The sequence below is a fragment of the Streptomyces sp. NPDC002276 genome (assembly GCF_053891435.1).
Window position 1 is genome coordinate 653,119 of sequence record NZ_JBSFCQ010000003.1, and the last position, 17,599, is coordinate 670,717.

The following is a 17,599-nucleotide window of genomic DNA, read 5'->3' on the forward strand; positions in this document are numbered from 1 at the left end:
GGCGCGGCCGGTCAGTCGGTCGCGTTCTTCACGAACTCGGTCGTGTACGTCTTGTCGAGGTCGACGTCGGCGTTCTTGATGGTGGGGTTGAACGCCTTGAGGACCTTCTCTACGGTCTCCGGACCGTTGGCCGGCATCACGCCGTCCTTGGTGAACATCGGCAGCGTGCTCTTGATCGCGGTGGCGTAGAGGGTCTTGTTGCCCTGGGAGTAGTCGGCGGGCATCTTGTCGGCGATCTCGGTGGCGCTGTGGGTGGACATCCACTTGAGCGTCTTGACAAATGCATTGACCATCTTCTGCACAGTTGACTTGTGGCTGTTCACCCAGTCCGTCTGCATGTACAGACTTGACGACGGGTACGGCCCACCGAGCGCCGCCTGCGATCCCTCGGGCGTCCGCATGTCGACGAGGATCGTGCCGGCCTTCTTGTCGAGGATCGTCGCGACGGTCGGGTCGGTCGTCATGCCCGCGTCGATGGAGCCCTGTTGGAGCGCGGCGACGAAGGTCGGTCCCGCGCCCACGGCGACCGGGGTGAACTCGCTGACATTGACGCCGTTCTTGACGGCGAGGTACTTGGTGAGGAAGTCGGTGGAGGAGCCGAGGCCCGTCACTCCGAGTTTCTTGCCCTTGAAGTCCTTGGCCGACTTGACCTTCCCGGCCGCCTTGGTGGACACGACCTCCACCTCGCCGGGCGCCTGCGAGAACTGCACCACGGACTCGACCGACTTTCCCTTGACCTGGAGGTCGAGCGTGTGGTCGTAGAAGCCGACGGCTCCCTGGACCTGGCCGGAGACGAGCGCGGTCTCGGCCTGGACGCCGGCCGGTTCGCTCAGCAGTTCGACGTCGAGGCCCTCGGCGTCGAAGTAGCCGAGCCTCTGGGTGAGCATCGCGGGCAGGTAGATGACCTTGTCCAGGCCCCCGACCATGATCTTGACCTTCTCGCCCTTGCCGTCGCCCTTGGCGCCGGAGCCGGAGGAGGCGGTGCTGGCCGCGTCGTTGGCGCAGGCGGTGAGCGTGGAGAGGGCGAGCAGGCCCGAGGCGGCCAGGGCGGCGTATCTGGCGGTCTTGCGCATGGCGGTTCACGTCCTTGTGAGGGTGTGTTGCGGGGAGGGAAGGGGGCGCTTCAACAGGGGCCCCGGGAGGGGCAGTTCAGCTGTCGGAGCCCGACGGCTTCCAGCGGAAGATGCGGTTCTCGGCGAAGGTGAGCAGCCCCTCGGCGACGAGGGCGACGACCGCGAGGATCACCATCGCGGCGTACACACCGGCCGCGTTGAAGGTGCCCTGGGACTGCGCGACGAGCAGGCCGATGCCCTTGGTCGCGCCGATGTACTCGCCGACGATGGCGCCGATGAGGGCGAAGCCGAAGCTGACGTGGAGGCTGGTGAAGATCCAGGAGGTCGCGGACGGGATGACCACCTGGAGGGTCACCCTGCGGTCGCTGGCGCCGAGGATGCGGGCGTTGGCGACCAGGTTGCGGTCGACCTCGCGGGCGCCCTGGAAGGCGTTGAAGAACACCGGGAAGAAGACAAGCACGACAGCCGACGCGACCTTGGAGGCCGGTCCGAGCCCGAACCAGATCACGAAGATCGGGGCGAGGACGATCCTGGGTATGGAGTTGAGCACCTTGATGTATGGACCAAGGATGTCGGCGAGCAAGGTGATCCGCCCCAGAGCGATACCGAACACCACACCGGCGATGACACCGATGATCCAGCCCAGCAACGCCTCCTGGAGCGTGAACCAGATCTGCTCCCCCAGGGAGCCGAGCGCGGTCCCGTGCATCACCCAGGTGTAGATCTGGTCCCAGATCTTCGACGGCATCGAGAAGTTGAACGGATCGATGACCTTGGCCCGGGCGAGCACCTCCCACAGACCGAGAACGGCGACCAGGAGCAGCGCTCTCGCCGCCCCGACACCGAGCTTGCGTTTACGGGCGGCACGCGCGCGTGAATGGGCGCGGTCCGTCTTGCCGCCGGGCTCGACCGCGGTCGGCACGACCCGGTCCTCGGGCATGACCTCAGGCGACATTGGCCGCACCCCTCTCGCGCGTGATGCGGACCTCTTCGCCGAGGGACTCCCAGATCTCGCGGTAGATCTCGATGAACCGCGGCTCCAGGCGCACCGATTCGACCTTGCGGGGCCGCGGCAGGTCGATGTCGAAGACCTGCTTCACGGTGGCCGGCCCGGCGGTCATCACGACGACCCTGTCGGCCAGCGCGATGGACTCCTCCAGGTCGTGGGTGACGAAGACGACAGAGGCGCCGGTGCCCTCCCACAGCTCCAGGAGCTCGTCCGACATCAGCGCCCTGGTCTGCACGTCGAGCGCCGAGAACGGCTCGTCCATCAGCAGGATCTCGGGGTCGTTGACGAAGGTCGCGGCGAGCGCGACCCGCTTGCGCATACCGCCGGAGAGCTGGTGCGGATAGCGGTCCTCGAAGGCGGAGAGCCCGACCCGGGCCAGCCACTCACGCGCCTTCGCCCTGGCCTCCGCCTTCGGTACGCCCCGGAAGCGCGGGCCCGCCATGACGTTGGAGAGGACCGTGCGCCAGGGGAAGGTGGCGTCCTGCTGGAAGACGAAACCGACCTTGTCGCCGACGCCGGAGACGGGCTCCCCGGCCACCAGCACATCGCCCTCGGAGGGCTCTTCCAGCCCGCTGACGAGGGTCAGCGTGGTCGACTTGCCGCAGCCCGTGGGGCCGACGACCGCCACGAACTCGCCACGCCCTACGGTGAGATCAAGCCCCCGTACGGCCGTGTGCAGACCCCCCGACGGGGTCCTGAAGGTCTTGCTCGCGCCCCGCAGCTCGATGGCGGGGCTGGTGTCTGCGCTCATGGCCGGGACCGTAGATGTGGCCCGGACCACAACAGGAGTCTTCTGGGCGCAAGCCGTTCTTTTGCTCGCAAGAGCCTGTTGTGCTCGTTTTGCTCGCGCTACAACTGCGGAGCCGAAACACGGGCTTAACGCTCGCCTGGCCTTGAGGAAAGAGGCCCAATGATTGACGTCATGGTCGTGGACGACGACTTCCGCGTCGCCGAGATCAACGCCAAGTACGTGGGAAAGGTTCCCGGTTTCCGGGTCGCCGCCCGCGCACACAGCGCTGCGCAGGCGCTGGCCACCGTGGAACGCGGGACCATCGACCTGGTGCTGCTCGACCACTACCTGCCCGACCAGACGGGTCTCGAACTCGTCCACCGCATGCGGCAACAGGGCCACACGACCGACGTCATCATGATCACGGCGGCCAGTGATGTGACCACCGTGCAGCGGGCGATGCGCCTGGGCGCCCTGCACTACCTGGTCAAGCCGTTCACCTTCGCCGCTCTGCGCACCCGCCTGGACTCGTACGCCGCCCTGCGCCGCACCGTCGACCGCGTCGGCGGGCGCGGGATCGCCGGCCAGGAGCAGGTCGACCGCATCTTCGGCGCCCTGCGCACGACCACCGCACCGGCCTCCCCCGGCCTGCCGAGCGGCCAGTCGGAACCGACCACCGACCTGATCTGCGGCGTGCTGCACCGCGCCGGCCATCCGCTCTCGGCCCACGAGGTCGCCGCCGAAACCGGCCTGAGCCGCTCCACGGCGCAGCGCTACCTCCGCCACCTGGAACAGGCCGGCCGCCTCCGCCTCTCCCTCAAGTACGGCGACACGGGCCGCCCCGAACACCGCTACGCCTGGGTGGCGCCGTAGCGGCGTGGGGTCGGCAGCCGCGTCCGTACGACGGCGACGGGCGCCCCGGCTACACGGCCCCCGCCCCCGTCAGTGCCCGTACCTCGGTCTCCGCGTGTTTGGCCTCGTCCGGGACCTCCGGCGAGGTGACCGTGCCGAGCCAGCCGGCCAGGAAGCCCAGCGGGATCGAGACGAGGCCGGGGTTCTGGAGCGGGAAGAACTGGAAGTCGATGCCCGGGAACAGTGATTCGGGGCTGCCCGACACGACCGGCGAGAGCAGGACGAGCGCCAGCGCGGGGATCAGCCCGCCGTATACGGCCCAGACGGCGCCGCGTGTGGTGAAGCCGCGCCAGAAGAGGGAGTAGAGCAGCACCGGGAGGTTCGCGGAGGCGGCGACGGCGAAGGCGAGGCCCACCAGGAAGGCGACGTTGAGATCCCTGGCGAGCAGGCCCAGCGCGATCGCGATCACACCGATGCCGACGGCCGCCGTCCGCGCCACCGCGACCTCGCTGTACGGCTTGGCGCGTCTGCGTCGCAGCGACGCGTAGAGGTCGTGGGCCACGGAAGCCGAGGAGGCCAGCGTGATCCCGGCCACCACCGCGAGGATGGTGGCGAAGGCCACGGCGGCGACGATCGCGAACAGGACTGTGCCGCCTGTGGAGTTGGCGCCGCCGCCCAGGTCCAGCGCCAACAGCGGGACGGCGGTGTTCCCCGCCGCGTTCGACTTCTTGAGGGCCTCCGGTCCGACGACGGCGGCCGCGGCGAAGCCGAGCACGATCATCATCAGGTAGAAGCCGCCGACGAGCCCGATCGACCAGATCACCGAACGACGAGCGGCCCGCGCGGTCGGCACGGTGTAGAAGCGGGACAGGATGTGCGGCAGTCCGGCCGTCCCCAGCACGAGCGCCAGGCCGAGGCTGATGAAGTCGAACCGCGCGGTCCAGTCCCCGCCGTACTTGAGCCCCGGCGCCAGGAACGCCAGGCCGTGACCGCTGCGGTCGGCCGCGCTGAGCAGCAACTGGTCGACGTTTCCATGGAAGCGCAGTAGCACCAGCACCGTCAGCGCGACGGTGCTGCACAGCAGCAGGACCGCCTTGACGATCTGGATCCAGGTGGTGGCCCGCATCCCTCCCAACGACACATAGATCACCATGAGCGCGCCGACGCCGATGACGGTCCACGCCCGCGCGGCCGGGCTGGTCCCGCCCAGCAGCAGCGACACCAGGCTGCCCGCGCCCACCATCTGTGCCACCAGATACAGAACGGACACGGTGACCGAGGAAGTTCCCGCCGCGATCCGCACGGGCCGCTCGTTCATCCGCGCGGCGATCACGTCGGCGAGCGTGAACCGCCCGCAGTTGCGCACCAGTTCGGCGACCAGGAACAGCACCACGAGCCAGGCGACGAAGAACCCCACCACGTAGAGCATGCCGTCGTAGCCGTACAGCGCGATCAGCCCGGTGACGCCGAGGAAGGAGGCGGCCGACATGTAGTCACCCGCGATGGCAAAACCATTCTCCATCGGGGAGAAGAGCCGACCGCCCGCGTAGAACTCCTCCGCCGAACCGTGCCGGTTGCGACTCACCCAGGTCGTGATCCCCAGGGTGACGGCGACGAACCCGCTGAACAGCAGCAACGCCAGCGTCTGATGATTGCCGGTCACAAAACACCGCCTCGTACACCACGCGTCAGTTCCTGGGTGTCCCACCGGAGTTCGAGCGCGGCCCGGTCCCTGCGCAGCCGCGCGTGGCGGGCGTACGCCCAGGTCAGCAGGAACGTGGTGACGAACTGCCCGAGCCCCGCGACCATCCCCACGTTCACGGCGCCCGCCACGGGCCGGGCCATCAGTCCGGGCGCGGTCGTCGCGGCCACCACGTACGCCACATACCAGGCGAAGAAGACGATCATGCCCGGCACCACGAACCTCAGATACCGGCTGCGCACCTCCTGGAAGGCCGCACTGCGCTGCACTTCGAGATACACGTCCCCGGCCCGCAGCGCCGGTTCCTCGCCCTCCCTGCGTGCGGCCGGCACCTCGGAGGTGGGTACCCCCGTACCATCCAACTCGCCCCAGCCGGACGCGAGTGCGTCGTACCACGGGTCGTGGTACCTCACCTTTCCGGATGCCTCGGCGGGGGTCGGGTCATGACCTTCGTGGTTCTCGGCCGGCCCCTCGTGACCACTCGCACCACCGCGGGGACGACCGTTGCTTGACTGCATGCCCAAGGATGGACAGAACGGGAAGATCCCCGACTCTTCTTCTCCGGGGTCTTCACCCCATCAGGTGACTCAACCCGCTGGTGGCCGCACCAGTCCCTTCCCGTAGGCGTAACGCACCGCCTGCGCACGGTCCTTGAGTCCCGTCTTGGCGAACAGGTTGTTGATGTGGGTCTTCACGGTCGCCGTGGAGACATGCAGTGTGCGGGCGATCTCCTGGTTGGTCAGGCCCTCGGCGATCAGCACCAGTACCTCGGCCTCTCGCGCGGTGAGCCCGTCCGGCGGCTCGGCGGGACCCGGTGACGGCTGCGGCTCGGGGTCCGACAGGCGTTCCAGCAGCCGCCGTTGGATGCTCGGCGACAGGCCCGCGTCCCCGGAGAGTACGCTCTCCACGGCCCGTACGATCTCGTCGCCGCCCGCGTCCTTGGTGAGGTAGCCGCGTGCCCCCGCGCGCAGCGCCGGGAAGAGTGAGGCGTCGTCCGCGAAGGTCGTGAGCACCACGACCTGCGTTCCGGGATGCTCGGCACGGATCCGCCGGGTCGCCTCGACACCGTCGCAGCGGGGCATGCGCAGGTCCATCAGGACCACGTCCGGGGCGAGTTCGGCGACGAGTTGCACGGCCTCGTCCCCGTCGGCCGCGGCGCCGACGACCTCGATCCCGGGCAGCAGTCCCAGCAGCATGACGATGCCTTCCCGTACGACGGTCTGGTCGTCCGCGACCACGACCCGCGCGGGCTTCCTCGCGGCGTCCTCCGTCATGCGGGCACCTTCAGCGTCACCACGAATCCCTCCTCCTCCGGCTCGGCCCGCAGCGAACCGCCCAGCAACTCGGCGCGTTCCCGCATGCCCAGCAGACCGTACCCACCTCCCGCACCGGTCAGTTCACCGGGCGAACCGCCCGAGTCTCGTACGTCCAACCGCACTTCGTGCTCGCCGTACTCCAGCCGAAGCCGCACCTTGGCGCCCGGGGCATGCTTGCGGACGTTCGTCAGAGCCTCCTGGGCGACCCTGCGCACGGCCTGCGAGGCCTCGGCCGAGAGCTGCCGCCGGTCACCCGTAACGGTGACCTCCGCACCGGCGGTCGTAGCGACGATCTCCGTCAGGAAGTCCTCCAGCGGGGTCATCTCGCCGCGCAGCGCGGACAGGGCCTGCCGGGTCTCGGCGAGGCCTTCGCGGGCCATGCCCCGGGCCGCCACGACCCGTTCGAGAATCGTCTCCCGGTCGGCGCCCCGCTCGATCAGCAGCCGGGCCGCTTCCAGGTGCACGAGTTGGGCGGACAGGCTGTGGGCCAGCACGTCGTGGATCTCCCGGGCTATGCGAGCCCGCTCCGCCAGCGCGGCGGTCTCCGCCTCGGCCGCGCGGGCCATGCGTTCCTGGGTGAGCAGTCGCTGGGCGTTGCCCCGGGCCTCGGCGTCGAGGCGGAGTGTGTAGCCGGCGAGGCCCAGTCCGGCCGTCGTGACCGCAGTGGTCAGCCATACGTCGTTGTTGACCGCGGCGAAGATCGCGAGGGAGACCGATGTCACGGGCAGGGCGACCGCGATGGGCAGCCGCTCCAGCGAGCTGACCGCGCAGCCGCACCAGACGACGAGGGCCGGGACCGTGAAGTCGGCCGCCTGTCCCGCTATGGCGATCCCGAGGAGCGCGGCGATGAGTGCCAGCGACGGCCAGAGTCTGTGGGCGAGGGTGGTGCGCCAGAAGCCCCAGGCGAGGGCTGCGGTCACGAGGATTCCGGCGATGCCGCCGGCGAGGGCCCAACCGTGGGGGTGGTGGCCGGTGTAGGCGCCCCACAGGAGCACGCCGATCACCAGCAGCCGGACGGCCCAGGCGAGCAGGCGCCGGGGCCGTGAGACTCCCGCTCGGCTCAGCGCCTCCCGCGAGGGCCAGCGCGTCCACGCGTTCTCCGTCACGCGCGCTCCTTCCGGGCGGGCTGCGCCATGCCCGAACCGTACGCCGGGGCGGATCCGGCCGTCCCGGTGAAGGACTGGGCCCGCCAGGTCATGACGCCGGCGCGGACCAGCAGCGTCGCCGCGAGACCGAGCATGAGGGCGGCGGAGGTGTTCGGGTGCACGCCGATCAGCGCGCCCAGGGCGATGAGGCCGACTCGCAGGGCTATGCCGACGATCCAGACGCCCCCGCTCGCCTTGGTGCTCTTGCTCCACACGGAACCGTCCGTCTCGGTCCACAGGCGTGTGGTCCAGGCCCAGCCTGCTCCGGTGGCCAGCGCGACGAGCAGTTCGACGCCGAGCAGGAGGGCCGACTCGGTGTGGTGGTGCGCGTCGAGTACGTCGGGCTCGCGGAGGGCGACGACGGCGAGGATCGCGGGGAGGAGCCACCAGCGCCGGTCGGTGCCGATCTGGCGAGCGCTGAACTGTCGCACGATCACCAGGGCGGCGACGGCCACGATCACCAACGCGTTGACGAGCCCGGACATCAGAGCCTCCGTGAGCGGAAGGGGATGTCGGCGGCGAGCGCTACCGACGTCTTCGAAGCTACGGAAATCCGTCGGTCGGCAGATCGGCGCCAGGGTGGATCGTGGGTGGATCCGGCGACCGCGCCGACCTCCACCCACGGGTGGAGCGGACCGACGGCGCCGGGCATCGGCCGGTGCCTCGGTTCCGGGCCCGGAACGGGCGCGGAGCGGGACCGGAGCCGATGCCCGGCGCCGTCGGTCACGCGTCAGCGGCTACGCGTCTGCGATCAGACGTCCGCCGTCAGACGTCTGCGGTCACGCGTCGATCCGCGACCGGTCCAGTGTCGCGGCCGAGCTGGAGATGAACTCCTTGCGCGGTGCCACGTCGTTGCCCATCAGCAGATCGAAGACCTGCTCGGCCGCGTCCAGGTCGGAGAGGTTGATCCGGCGCAGGGTGCGGTGGCGGGGGTCCATCGTCGTCTCGGCCAGCTGGTCGGCGTCCATCTCACCGAGACCCTTGTAGCGCTGGATGGAGTCCTTGTACCGGACGCCCTTGCTCTGGAACTCCAGGAGCTTTTCGCGCAGCTCGCGGTCCGAGTACGTGTAGACGTACTTGTCCTGGCCCTTCTTGGGCTGGACGAGCTCGACGCGATGCAGCGGCGGCACCGCGGCGAACACCCGGCCGGCCTCGACCATGGGCCGCATGTAGCGCTGGAACAGGGTCAGGAGCAGACAGCGGATGTGGGAGCCGTCCACATCGGCGTCGGTCATCATGATGATCTTGCCGTAGCGGGCCGCGTCGAGGTCGAAGGTTCGGCCCGATCCCGCTCCTATGACCTGGATGATGGCGCCGCACTCGACGTTCTTCAGCATGTCGGTGACCGACGACTTCTGGACGTTGAGGATCTTGCCTCGGATCGGCAGCAGCGCCTGGAACTCGGAGTTCCGGGCGAGCTTGGCGGTACCGAGCGCGGAGTCTCCCTCGACGATGAACAGCTCGCTGCGCTCGACGTCGTCGCTGCGGCAGTCGGCGAGCTTGGCGGGCAGCGAGGAGGTCTCCAGGGCCGTCTTGCGGCGCTGAGCGTCCTTGTGCTGCCGGGCCGCGATACGCGTACGGGCCGCGGCGACGGCCTTCTCCATGACCACGCGGGCCTGGGCCGCCGCGTCGCGCTTCGTCGAGGTCAGGAAGTCCTTGAACTCCTTGGTGACCACGTTGGTGACGATGCGGCGGGCCGCCGACGTACCGAGCACCTCCTTGGTCTGGCCCTCGAACTGGGGTTCGGCGAGCCGGACGGTGACGACCGCGGTGAGGCCCTCCAGGGCGTCGTCCTTGACGACGTCGTCCTCGGCGACGCGCAGCAGCTTCTTGGCCCGCGCCACCTCGTTCATCGTCTTGACGATGGCCTGCTCGAAGCCGGCGACGTGGGTGCCGCCCTTGGGGGTCGCGATGATGTTGACGAACGACTTGAGGTTCGTGTCGTAGCCGGTTCCCCAGCGCAGCGCGATGTCGACGCCGAGTTCGCGGGTGACCTCGGTGGGTGTCATCTGGCCGTGGTCGTCCAGGACGGGCACCGTCTCCTTGAAGATGCCCTGACCCGACAGGCGGAGGACGTCGCAGACCGGCTTGTCGCTCGCCAGGTACTCGCAGAACTCGCTGATGCCGCCGTCGAAGCGGAAGGACTCCTCGCCCTTGCTGCCGCCCTCGCCGAGGCCGTACTCGTCGCGGACGACGATGGTCAGCCCGGGCACCAGGAACGCGGTCTGGCGGGCCCGCTGGTGCAGGTTCTCCAGGGAGAGCTTGGCGTCCTTGAGGAAGATCTGGCGATCGGCCCAGTAGCGCACGCGCGTGCCGGTGCGGGTCTTGGGGATCCGCTTGGTCTTGCGCATGCCACCGGGCTCGAAGGCCCCGTCGGGACCGGCGGTGGCGAAGGAGCCGGGCACACCGCGCCGGAAGCTGATGGCGTGGACGCTGCTATTGCGGTCCACCTCGACGTCGAGCCGCGCGGACAGCGCGTTCACCACGGAGGCGCCCACGCCGTGCAGACCACCGGAGGCGGCGTACGAGCCGCCGCCGAACTTGCCGCCGGCGTGCAGCTTGGTCATGACGACCTCGACACCGGAGAGGCCGGTCTTGGGCTCGACGTCGACCGGGATGCCCCGGCCGTTGTCCCGGACCTCCACCGAGGCGTCGTCGTGCAGGATCACCTCGATGTGGTCGCAGTAGCCCCCCAGGGCCTCGTCCACGGAGTTGTCGATGATCTCCCACAGGCAGTGCATCAGGCCACGGCTGTCGGTCGACCCGATGTACATGCCCGGGCGCTTGCGTACGGCCTCTAGCCCCTCAAGGACGAGCAGGTGCCGCGCGGTGTAGTTGGAACCGTCCCGGTCTGCTCCTGCCAGCAGCGCTGTCGACGGCACGGACGTTTCGGCGGTCACGCGGTTCGCTCCTCGCTGAATTTCAGATGAGGCCCTTTTGGGTAAGGGCTCGGCTTCGGTTGCCGCTCAGAGGGTACCGAGGCCTGGTAGAGCCGTTGTAACGCCACCCTCGTCTCCTCCTCACACTAGTCCAGGGTCGTATACCTGTTCGATCCCTCGATGGAGTGAAGTACATATCACGTTCCCTTCGGGGCATGAACCATTTAGGCTCCGGGCACGTCCTCATGAACAACCGGCAACCCAGCCGGGAGGACAGACCCCTGACCCACAGCGCGAACCCGTACAGACACATAGACACGCAATACGGCACATTCGCCGCCAACCGGCAGCAGACAGCAGCCCCGGAAGAATTTTTCGAGGAAAAGCCCAGAGCGGGAACGTTTTCGGGCTGGTTGGATGTTGACCCTGGTACGACAGCTCGTCGAGCTAGAGAAGAGGCGACGTGACTACTGTTCTGACCCCCGCGAGCCCGCTGACGGCCGCCGATCGCTGCGACCGCTGCGGCGCCCAGGCATACCTGCGCGTCGTCCTGCTCAGCGGCGGAGAACTGCTCTTCTGCGCCCACCACGGCCGCAAGTTCGAGCCGGAACTCAAGAAGATCGCCGCTGAGATACAGGACGAGTCGGAGCGACTGACCGCCGCTCCCGCAGCAAGCACTCCTGAAGAAGAGCGCTGACACTTCGCGTCCACGACGAGCCAGCACCGGCACAGGCCGGCGACGGGCGGCCCCGCTCCTGAACCACAGGAGCGGGGCCGCCCGTCCTCGTATCCGCGGAGGCCCCTCAGGGGCCGTCAGACGCCCTTGTGCGGCCCCGGTGCGCCGCGGTGGCGGCCGAGTGTCCGCAGGACGTCGGACACCCGTGTGTAGACGCCGGGGCTCCCGGCCCGCCCGCACCCGCTCCCCCAGGACACCAGCCCGATCAGCCGGCCCTGCGCGACCAACGGCCCCCCGCTGTCCCCCTGACAGGCGTCACGGCCTCCCTGAGGCTCTCCGGCGCACAGCATGGACCCGGGGAGGTAGGTGCCGTCGGCACCGCCCGGGTACGCCTCCTCGCAGCGGGCGTCGGGCAGCACGTGCACGCGCGCGGCGTGCAGGCTGCCCGCGTAGTCGCCGCCGCCGCTGAGATCGCCCCAGCCGTAGACCGTGGCGGCCGTGCCCGGCCGGTAGGCGCTGTCACCCGCCGCCGCCATCCCGACGACCGAGCTCTGGGGCAGCGGTTCGGCGAGGGTGAGCACGGCGAAGTCGCCGGCATTGCTGGTGGTGTCGTAGGCCGGGTTGACCCACACGTCCCGTACGGCGATCGCCTGGCCGCTGCCCGAGAGCAGGTCCGTACGGCCCGCGAGGACCTTGAGGTCGCCCGCGCGGTTCGGCGGCGCACCGAGGACGTCGTCGCCCATGCAGTGGGCCGCGGTCAGCACGGTGGTCCGGCTCACGGCGACGCCTCCGCAGAACTGCCCCGCCCGGGTACCCCCGAACCGGTCACGACTGGACAGCGCCACCGTCCACGGGCTCTCGGAGACATCGACCGGGAACCCGCCGACGACGATGCTGTCGGCGGCCACAGGGGCCGCGGAGACCAGCGGTATGGCGGACGCGGCAGCCGCCAGGAGCAGCGGCCGGGTCAGCGCCCGGGCAAAGGGACGACGCATGCACGTTCCTCACTCTGGGATGGTCATCGGAGACCCAGAGTGATCCAGCGTGCCGCGCGGCGCACCCGCGGCCCAGCACGAAGGCCCGGCTCCCCGAGGGGAGACCGGGCCTTCCGTGTCGTACGACTACGGCCTAGTCGAGGTAGTCGCGGAGCACCTGCGAACGCGACGGGTGGCGCAGCTTCGACATGGTCTTGGACTCGATCTGGCGGATGCGCTCACGGGTGACCCCGTACACCTTGCCGATCTCGTCGAGTGTCTTCGGCTGACCGTCGGTGAGACCGAAGCGCATCGAGACCACACCGGCCTCGCGCTCGGACAGGGTGTCCAGGACGGAGTGCAGCTGCTCCTGGAGGAGCGTGAAGCTGACCGCGTCGGCCGGGACGACGGCCTCGGAGTCCTCGATGAGGTCACCGAACTCGCTGTCGCCGTCCTCGCCCAGGGGGGTGTGCAGGGAGATGGGCTCGCGGCCGTACTTCTGGACCTCGATGACCTTCTCCGGGGTCATGTCGAGTTCCTTGGCCAGCTCCTCCGGGGTGGGCTCGCGGCCCAGGTCCTGGAGCATCTGGCGCTGCACGCGCGCGAGCTTGTTGATGACCTCGACCATGTGCACCGGGATACGGATGGTGCGGGCCTGGTCGGCCATCGCGCGGGTGATCGCCTGACGGATCCACCAGGTGGCGTACGTGGAGAACTTGTAGCCCTTGGTGTAGTCGAACTTCTCGACCGCGCGGATGAGACCGAGGTTGCCCTCCTGGATGAGGTCCAGGAAGAGCATGCCGCGGCCGGTGTAGCGCTTGGCCAGGGAGACCACCAGACGGAGGTTGGCCTCCAGGAGGTGGTTCTTGGCGCGGCGGCCGTCCTCGGCGATGATCTCCAGCTCGCGCTTGAGCTTGGGGGCGAGCTTGTCCGCGTTGGCCAGCTTGTCCTCGGCGAACAGACCTGCCTCAATGCGCTTGGCGAGCTCGACCTCCTGCTCGGCGTTGAGGAGGGGGACCTTGCCGATCTGCTTGAGGTAGTCCTTGACTGGGTCGGCGGTGGCACCGGCAGCGGCGACCTGCTGCGCGGGCGCGTCGTCCTCGTCCTCGTCGGAGAGTACGAAGCCGGCGCTCTCGGCGCCCTCGGGCTCGTCCCCGGTCTTGCCGGGGGTCTCCTCGGCTGCCTCGTCGTCGACGAGCTCGGCGTCGTCCTTCTTGGCGCTGGTCTTCTTGGCCGCCGCGGCAGTCGTCTTCTTGGCGGCGACCTTCTTGGCGACCGCCTTCTTGGCGGGCGCCGCCTTCTTGGCAGCGGCCCGCTGGGCGTCGTCCTCGGCGGGAGCGTCGGCGAGGGGCGCCGCCGGAGTCGCGGTGGCGGTGGCCTTCTTGGCGGTCACCGTCTTCGCGGCGACCGTCTTGGTGGCGGTGCGCTTGGCCGGACTCTTCGCTGCGACGCTCTTTCGGGTGCGCTTGGGCTCCGCGGCACTGACCATCAGCGTCACACCCTCTTCCTCAAGGATCTGATTGAGGCTGCGCAGTACGTTCTTCCACTGAGTGGCCGGAATCTGGTCAGCTTCGAAGGCCCGACGCACGTCATCGCCGGCGATCTGCCCCTCAGCCTTTCCCCGCTCGATGAGCGCCATGACAGAGACGGACTCGGCGATCTCCGGCGGGAGCGTACGGGATGTGCTGGCCGACACGAACAACCTCTCGGAACGATGGAAAACGGCTTCCGGCCCCGTCCGGTACGGACAGGAGCCGACGACCGCCGACTTGGGGATGGGCCGACGGCGCGGGCTGGGGCCGGGAAGAATCACAGCGCCTTGAACGGCGTCCGTATTCCCTTCCGCGGCTGTCACCTCTTAGGTCATCGCGCAGTTCCCGCGAGCGTTACGCCCAATCTGCGTGGCCCGAGTCACACCCCGTAAGCGTTCAAAAACGGTCAGACACGGGCAGAGGAGGTCACCCAGGGCCGGGAGAGGCACTTCTCAAGGAGAACTCAAGGAGATACGGCCCCCGTCGCACCGCCGGACCCCGCCGGTTCCCTGGAGGATCCTGCGGGGTCCGGCGGGAGACGGCGACCGGGTCGGGCTTCGCCACGGGAGCGCGGCGCACCTCGGCCGCGCCGACCAGCACGCGCGCGTCAGTGTTCGCGCGGGGCGGGCACCACGCGCTCCACCTCGGGGTGCACGATGAGCAGCTGCCGCATGGCCGCCTCGGCCGCCGCACCGTCGCCCGCGGCGAGGGCGTCGACGATCCGGGCGTGGTGCGCCAGGGACGCCTCGGTCGGGCGGTCACAGCCCGTGACCGGGCCGCCGGAGACCTGGAGGGCCGAGGAGACGATCCCGGAAAGGTGCTCCAGCATGCGGTTGCCCGCGACCTGGATGAGCAGCGAGTGGAACTCGGCGTCCGCGCGGGAGAAGGTCAGGGCGTCGCCCTGCGCCATGGCGTGCCCCATGATCTCGACCATGTCGGAGAGGCGCTGCTGGACATCCTCGCGCCCGTGCCCGGCGGCGAGGCGCGCGGCGAGCGGCTCGATCGTCCAGCGCAGCTCGCTCAGCTCGCGGCGCTGGTTGTCGCGCTGCGGGCCGAAGGCGCGCCACTCGATGATGTCCGGGTCGAGGAGGTTCCAGTCACTGACGGGACGCACGCGCGTGCCGACGTTCGGGCGGGCGCTGACCAGGCCCTTGGCCTCCAGGACGCGCAGCGACTCACGGACGACGGTGCGGGAGACCTCGAAACGCTGGCCGATCTCCTCGGGCACCAGCGGGCGGTCGGCGCCCAGGTCGCCGGAAACGATCATCTGGCCCAGCTGCTGGACGAGTTGGCCGTGCAGTCCGCGTCCGCGGCTGCCTGTGGCACGACGGCCCACGCGGCCCAGCTCGGGGTCGGAACCGTCCCAGGAAGGGGCTCCGAGGCGCTCGGTGACGGGCGCCTCGGTATAGGGGTAGCGGTCGAGTTCGCCCGGGCCGGCGAGACCGGAGTCTGCGGAGCGGGCGGCGGTCATCATGGTGTGCGCAAGGGTACTCACGGATCCTTTGTCGGCGCTGGCTCCAACTCCCTTGAGGTCTTTGGTGAAAAGCACACGAAAGGGTGATCGCTCACCCCGTCGCAATTGACGCCTTATCGGAAAGAAATGGGCTTTCTCCGGGGAGTTGTGCGCAGAGCGGGACCCGAAGGGTGCGCACGGTCGTCATCGGACCCTGCTACGCAGGGTCGTGAGCAGATACGCGCAGAGCAGCGCGGTCAGCGACAACGCCAGTGCCCCGCCCACGGGTTGGACGACCCCGCGCGCCGCAGCGGACAGATACCGCTCACCCCCGAAGGGCCACTGCAGCAGGAACACCTTCCGCAACCGAAGGGGAAAGCCTGCCGCGGCCCGCACGGCGGTCCCCTCCAGCGCCTTGTGCACGAGGGGTACGACGAGAATCGGTACGGCGACCACCGCGGCGAGCCCGGCCGTGGTGGACCGGAAGATGCCCGCGGCCAGCACTCCGGCCCAGGCGCACCCGACGACGAGGCCGACCCAACTCGCGCTCGTCGAAAGCCAGTCGGCGGGAACCTGCGCGAGCTCCCGTCCGTATACGAGATAGAGCACTTCGGCGTCGCAGCCCACCGTGAGGAAGCCCAGCAGCAGCGCGGTGGCCGCGGAGACGAGGAGCTTCGCGAGGAGCAGCCCCATCCGCCGGGGCACGGTGCCGCGGTCCGCCGCCAGGGCAGGGTGCCGGAACTCGTCGCCGAAGGCGAACGCCCCGAGCAGTCCCGCGCCGAGCGCCGCGGGCGGCAGCGGCAGTTCCCGTGGCCAGGCGGCCAGCAGGCGCCCCTGCGGGGTGTGCCCGATGCGGGCCAACAGCAGTGCGGTGAGAGCGGACACGACGAGTACGGCGGCCCCGGTCAGGAACCCGGTGCCGATGCCAGTGGCCCGGCGCAGCTCGTAGCGGAGCGGACGCAGCGGACTGGGGGCGGAGCGGACGGAGATGGGGGGCGGCAGCGGGGACAGGGTGTCGAGGGTGGCGGCTCGCGAAGGGCGCGAGGCACGCGCGCGGGGAAGGGTGCCGGTCGCCTCTTCGGGGTCGATGAGAGGCACCAACCGGGAGGGGACGGGACTGGGTGCGCGCGGACTGCGTGTCGCAGGGGGGCTTGTGGTGGTCGGCTGAGCCTCGGGGTCAACGGCGGTGTCCCGCAGGGGACTGACGACAGTTGCCTGAGTCTCGTACGGCGGGTGGGGTTGTGCGACAGGTTCCGGTTCTTCGGCGACCTCCGAGCGCTCCCCCGAGGGGGCGGGCACGCGCGGCTCGCCTCCGGTTTCCGGCTCGCCCTGGAGGGACGTTCCGGCTCCGGGCCCCATGTCGCCGATCTCGTCGGCGAGTTGGTGTACGAGGATGTCGTGCCGGAACGCCGTCTCGCCGACGTCGGCGCACGTACTGCCGTACACGGAAAGGCGGTTGCCGTCCTCCCGTACGACCTCGACCGAGCGGTGGGCGGTGCGGGCCTCCTTGGTGAGGAGGGCGGCGAGGCGGGCGGCGTGCGGGGTGCGGACGGCGACGCGGGGGCGCAGCCGGGTGCGGGCGAAGTCTCCCGCCTCCTGGTCGGCGACGAGTCTGCCCTGTTCGAGGGTGACGACCCGGTCGGCGCTGCGGGCGGCCTCCTTGGGTTCGGCCGTGCTGAACAGGACCGTGCCGCCCTGGGCGGCGTGCGCGCGCAGCATGCCGTACAGCCAGCGGCTCTCGCGGGCGGAGAGCGCGTCCGCGGGTTCGTCCAGCACCAGCGTGTGCGGGTCGGACAACAGGGCGCAGGCGAGGCCCAGGCGGCGGTCCATGCCGCGGGCGAGGCTGCCGAGACGTTCGTCGCGCAGGCTGACGAGGCCGACCACTTCGAGGACCTCGTCGGCCCGCCGGGCCGGAACACCCGCCGCGGCGCACAGCATCCGCAGGTGGCCGCGGACCGAGCGGGCCGGATGTCCCGGCACGTCGCCCAGGAGCACGCCGACCTCGCGCGACGGGTGGGCGATGCGATGCAGGGGGCGGCCCCTGAAGTAGCTGATTCCACGCCCCTGTTGCAGCTCTAGCATGAGCCTGAGCGCGGTCGTCTTCCCCGCGCCAGGTGCTCCGAGGAGTGCGGTGACACTGCCCGCACGGGCCTCGAAGGAGACGTCGTCGATGGCGGGGGGATGCTCCTTGCGGGCGTTGCTGGTCAGTCCGAAGGCCTGGATCACCCACAGCAAGATAGCGCGCTATGTCCGTTTTT

The 17,599-nt window shown here is 69.8% G+C and carries 15 protein-coding genes; 2 read left to right on the forward strand and 13 right to left on the reverse strand.

Annotated elements, in window-relative coordinates; genetic code table 11:
- Nucleotides 1-11: 11 nt before the first annotated feature.
- The 3 genes from ACWIHT_RS11680 to ACWIHT_RS11690 all read right to left on the reverse strand — a co-directional run bounded on the left by ACWIHT_RS11680 (nt 12) and on the right by ACWIHT_RS11690 (nt 2,833).
- On the reverse strand, nt 12-1,073 hold the full coding sequence (locus tag ACWIHT_RS11680) for an ABC transporter substrate-binding protein (RefSeq protein ID WP_456166935.1): 1,062 nt from the start codon (nt 1,071-1,073) through the stop codon (nt 12-14).
- A 76-nt stretch (nt 1,074-1,149) separates the two neighbouring features.
- On the reverse strand, nt 1,150-2,028 hold the full coding sequence (locus ACWIHT_RS11685; protein ID WP_456166937.1) for an ABC transporter permease: 879 nt from the start codon (nt 2,026-2,028) through the stop codon (nt 1,150-1,152).
- A complete protein-coding gene (locus tag ACWIHT_RS11690; protein ID WP_456166939.1) occupies nt 2,018-2,833 on the reverse strand; it encodes an ABC transporter ATP-binding protein in 816 nt (271 codons plus the stop codon). Before ACWIHT_RS11690 ends, ACWIHT_RS11685 begins: the two co-directional genes overlap by 11 nt.
- A gap of 159 nt (nt 2,834-2,992) precedes the next feature.
- Between ACWIHT_RS11690 and ACWIHT_RS11695 the strand changes: the two genes are divergently transcribed.
- Nucleotides 2,993-3,685, forward strand: coding sequence for a response regulator (locus ACWIHT_RS11695; RefSeq protein WP_456166941.1), 693 nt, complete (start codon nt 2,993-2,995; stop codon nt 3,683-3,685).
- Nucleotides 3,686-3,734: 49 nt separating this feature from the next.
- Here the strand turns inward: ACWIHT_RS11695 and ACWIHT_RS11700 are convergent, their stop codons facing one another.
- From ACWIHT_RS11700 to ACWIHT_RS11725, 6 genes are all read right to left on the reverse strand, one after another.
- Nucleotides 3,735-5,327: a solute symporter family protein gene (locus ACWIHT_RS11700; protein ID WP_456166943.1), complete on the reverse strand. Its 1,593-nt coding sequence runs from the start codon at nt 5,325-5,327 to the stop codon at nt 3,735-3,737.
- Nucleotides 5,324-5,884: a DUF485 domain-containing protein gene (locus ACWIHT_RS11705; protein ID WP_456166945.1), complete on the reverse strand. Its 561-nt coding sequence runs from the start codon at nt 5,882-5,884 to the stop codon at nt 5,324-5,326. Before ACWIHT_RS11705 ends, ACWIHT_RS11700 begins: the two co-directional genes overlap by 4 nt.
- Nucleotides 5,885-5,953: 69 nt before the next feature.
- Nucleotides 5,954-6,640 carry a response regulator transcription factor gene (locus ACWIHT_RS11710; RefSeq protein ID WP_456166947.1) on the reverse strand — a complete coding sequence of 229 codons (687 nt, stop codon included), beginning with the start codon at nt 6,638-6,640 and terminating at the stop codon, nt 5,954-5,956.
- Nucleotides 6,637-7,788, reverse strand: coding sequence for a histidine kinase (locus tag ACWIHT_RS11715; RefSeq protein WP_456166949.1), 1,152 nt, complete (start codon nt 7,786-7,788; stop codon nt 6,637-6,639). Before ACWIHT_RS11715 ends, ACWIHT_RS11710 begins: the two co-directional genes overlap by 4 nt.
- Entirely contained in the window at nt 7,785-8,312 is a 528-nt protein-coding gene (locus tag ACWIHT_RS11720; RefSeq protein WP_456166951.1) for a DUF1453 domain-containing protein, read from the reverse strand. The genes ACWIHT_RS11715 and ACWIHT_RS11720 overlap by 4 nt, the downstream gene beginning before the upstream one ends.
- 294 nt (nt 8,313-8,606) lie before the next feature.
- Nucleotides 8,607-10,727: a DNA gyrase/topoisomerase IV subunit B gene (locus ACWIHT_RS11725; protein WP_456166953.1), complete on the reverse strand. Its 2,121-nt coding sequence runs from the start codon at nt 10,725-10,727 to the stop codon at nt 8,607-8,609.
- A gap of 442 nt (nt 10,728-11,169) precedes the next feature.
- On the opposite strand from ACWIHT_RS11725, the gene ACWIHT_RS11730 reads away from it, so the two are divergent.
- Entirely contained in the window at nt 11,170-11,403 is a 234-nt protein-coding gene (locus tag ACWIHT_RS11730) for a DUF7455 domain-containing protein (protein ID WP_019072919.1), read from the forward strand.
- A gap of 116 nt (nt 11,404-11,519) precedes the next feature.
- Here ACWIHT_RS11730 and ACWIHT_RS11735 read toward each other — a convergent pair whose 3' ends face one another.
- The 4 genes from ACWIHT_RS11735 to ACWIHT_RS11750 all read right to left on the reverse strand — a co-directional run bounded on the left by ACWIHT_RS11735 (nt 11,520) and on the right by ACWIHT_RS11750 (nt 17,567).
- A complete protein-coding gene (locus tag ACWIHT_RS11735; protein WP_456166955.1) occupies nt 11,520-12,377 on the reverse strand; it encodes a serine protease in 858 nt (285 codons plus the stop codon).
- Nucleotides 12,378-12,510: 133 nt separating this feature from the next.
- Nucleotides 12,511-14,052, reverse strand: coding sequence for an RNA polymerase sigma factor (locus ACWIHT_RS11740; protein WP_200709968.1), 1,542 nt, complete (start codon nt 14,050-14,052; stop codon nt 12,511-12,513).
- 443 nt (nt 14,053-14,495) lie between these two features.
- Nucleotides 14,496-15,383, reverse strand: a complete 888-nt coding sequence (locus tag ACWIHT_RS11745; RefSeq protein WP_456166957.1) for a FadR/GntR family transcriptional regulator — start codon at nt 15,381-15,383, stop codon at nt 14,496-14,498.
- A gap of 162 nt (nt 15,384-15,545) precedes the next feature.
- A complete protein-coding gene (locus ACWIHT_RS11750; RefSeq protein WP_456166959.1) occupies nt 15,546-17,567 on the reverse strand; it encodes an ATP-binding cassette domain-containing protein in 2,022 nt (673 codons plus the stop codon).
- Nucleotides 17,568-17,599 lie beyond the last annotated feature (32 nt).

What these genes read in the sequence shown, in the direction of transcription:
- ACWIHT_RS11680 (WP_456166935.1), bottom strand. Translation starts at nt 1,073, where the DNA reads ATGCGCAAGACCGCCAGATACGCCGCCCTGGCCGCCTCGGGCCTGCTC.
- ACWIHT_RS11685 (WP_456166937.1), bottom strand. Translation starts at nt 2,028, where the DNA reads ATGTCGCCTGAGGTCATGCCCGAGGACCGGGTCGTGCCGACCGCGGTC.
- ACWIHT_RS11690 (WP_456166939.1), bottom strand. Translation starts at nt 2,833, where the DNA reads ATGAGCGCAGACACCAGCCCCGCCATCGAGCTGCGGGGCGCGAGCAAG.
- ACWIHT_RS11695 (WP_456166941.1), top strand. Translation starts at nt 2,993, where the DNA reads ATGATTGACGTCATGGTCGTGGACGACGACTTCCGCGTCGCCGAGATC.
- ACWIHT_RS11705 (WP_456166945.1), bottom strand. Translation starts at nt 5,884, where the DNA reads ATGCAGTCAAGCAACGGTCGTCCCCGCGGTGGTGCGAGTGGTCACGAG.
- ACWIHT_RS11710 (WP_456166947.1), bottom strand. Translation starts at nt 6,640, where the DNA reads ATGACGGAGGACGCCGCGAGGAAGCCCGCGCGGGTCGTGGTCGCGGAC.
- ACWIHT_RS11720 (WP_456166951.1), bottom strand. Translation starts at nt 8,312, where the DNA reads ATGTCCGGGCTCGTCAACGCGTTGGTGATCGTGGCCGTCGCCGCCCTG.
- ACWIHT_RS11735 (WP_456166955.1), bottom strand. Translation starts at nt 12,377, where the DNA reads ATGCGTCGTCCCTTTGCCCGGGCGCTGACCCGGCCGCTGCTCCTGGCG.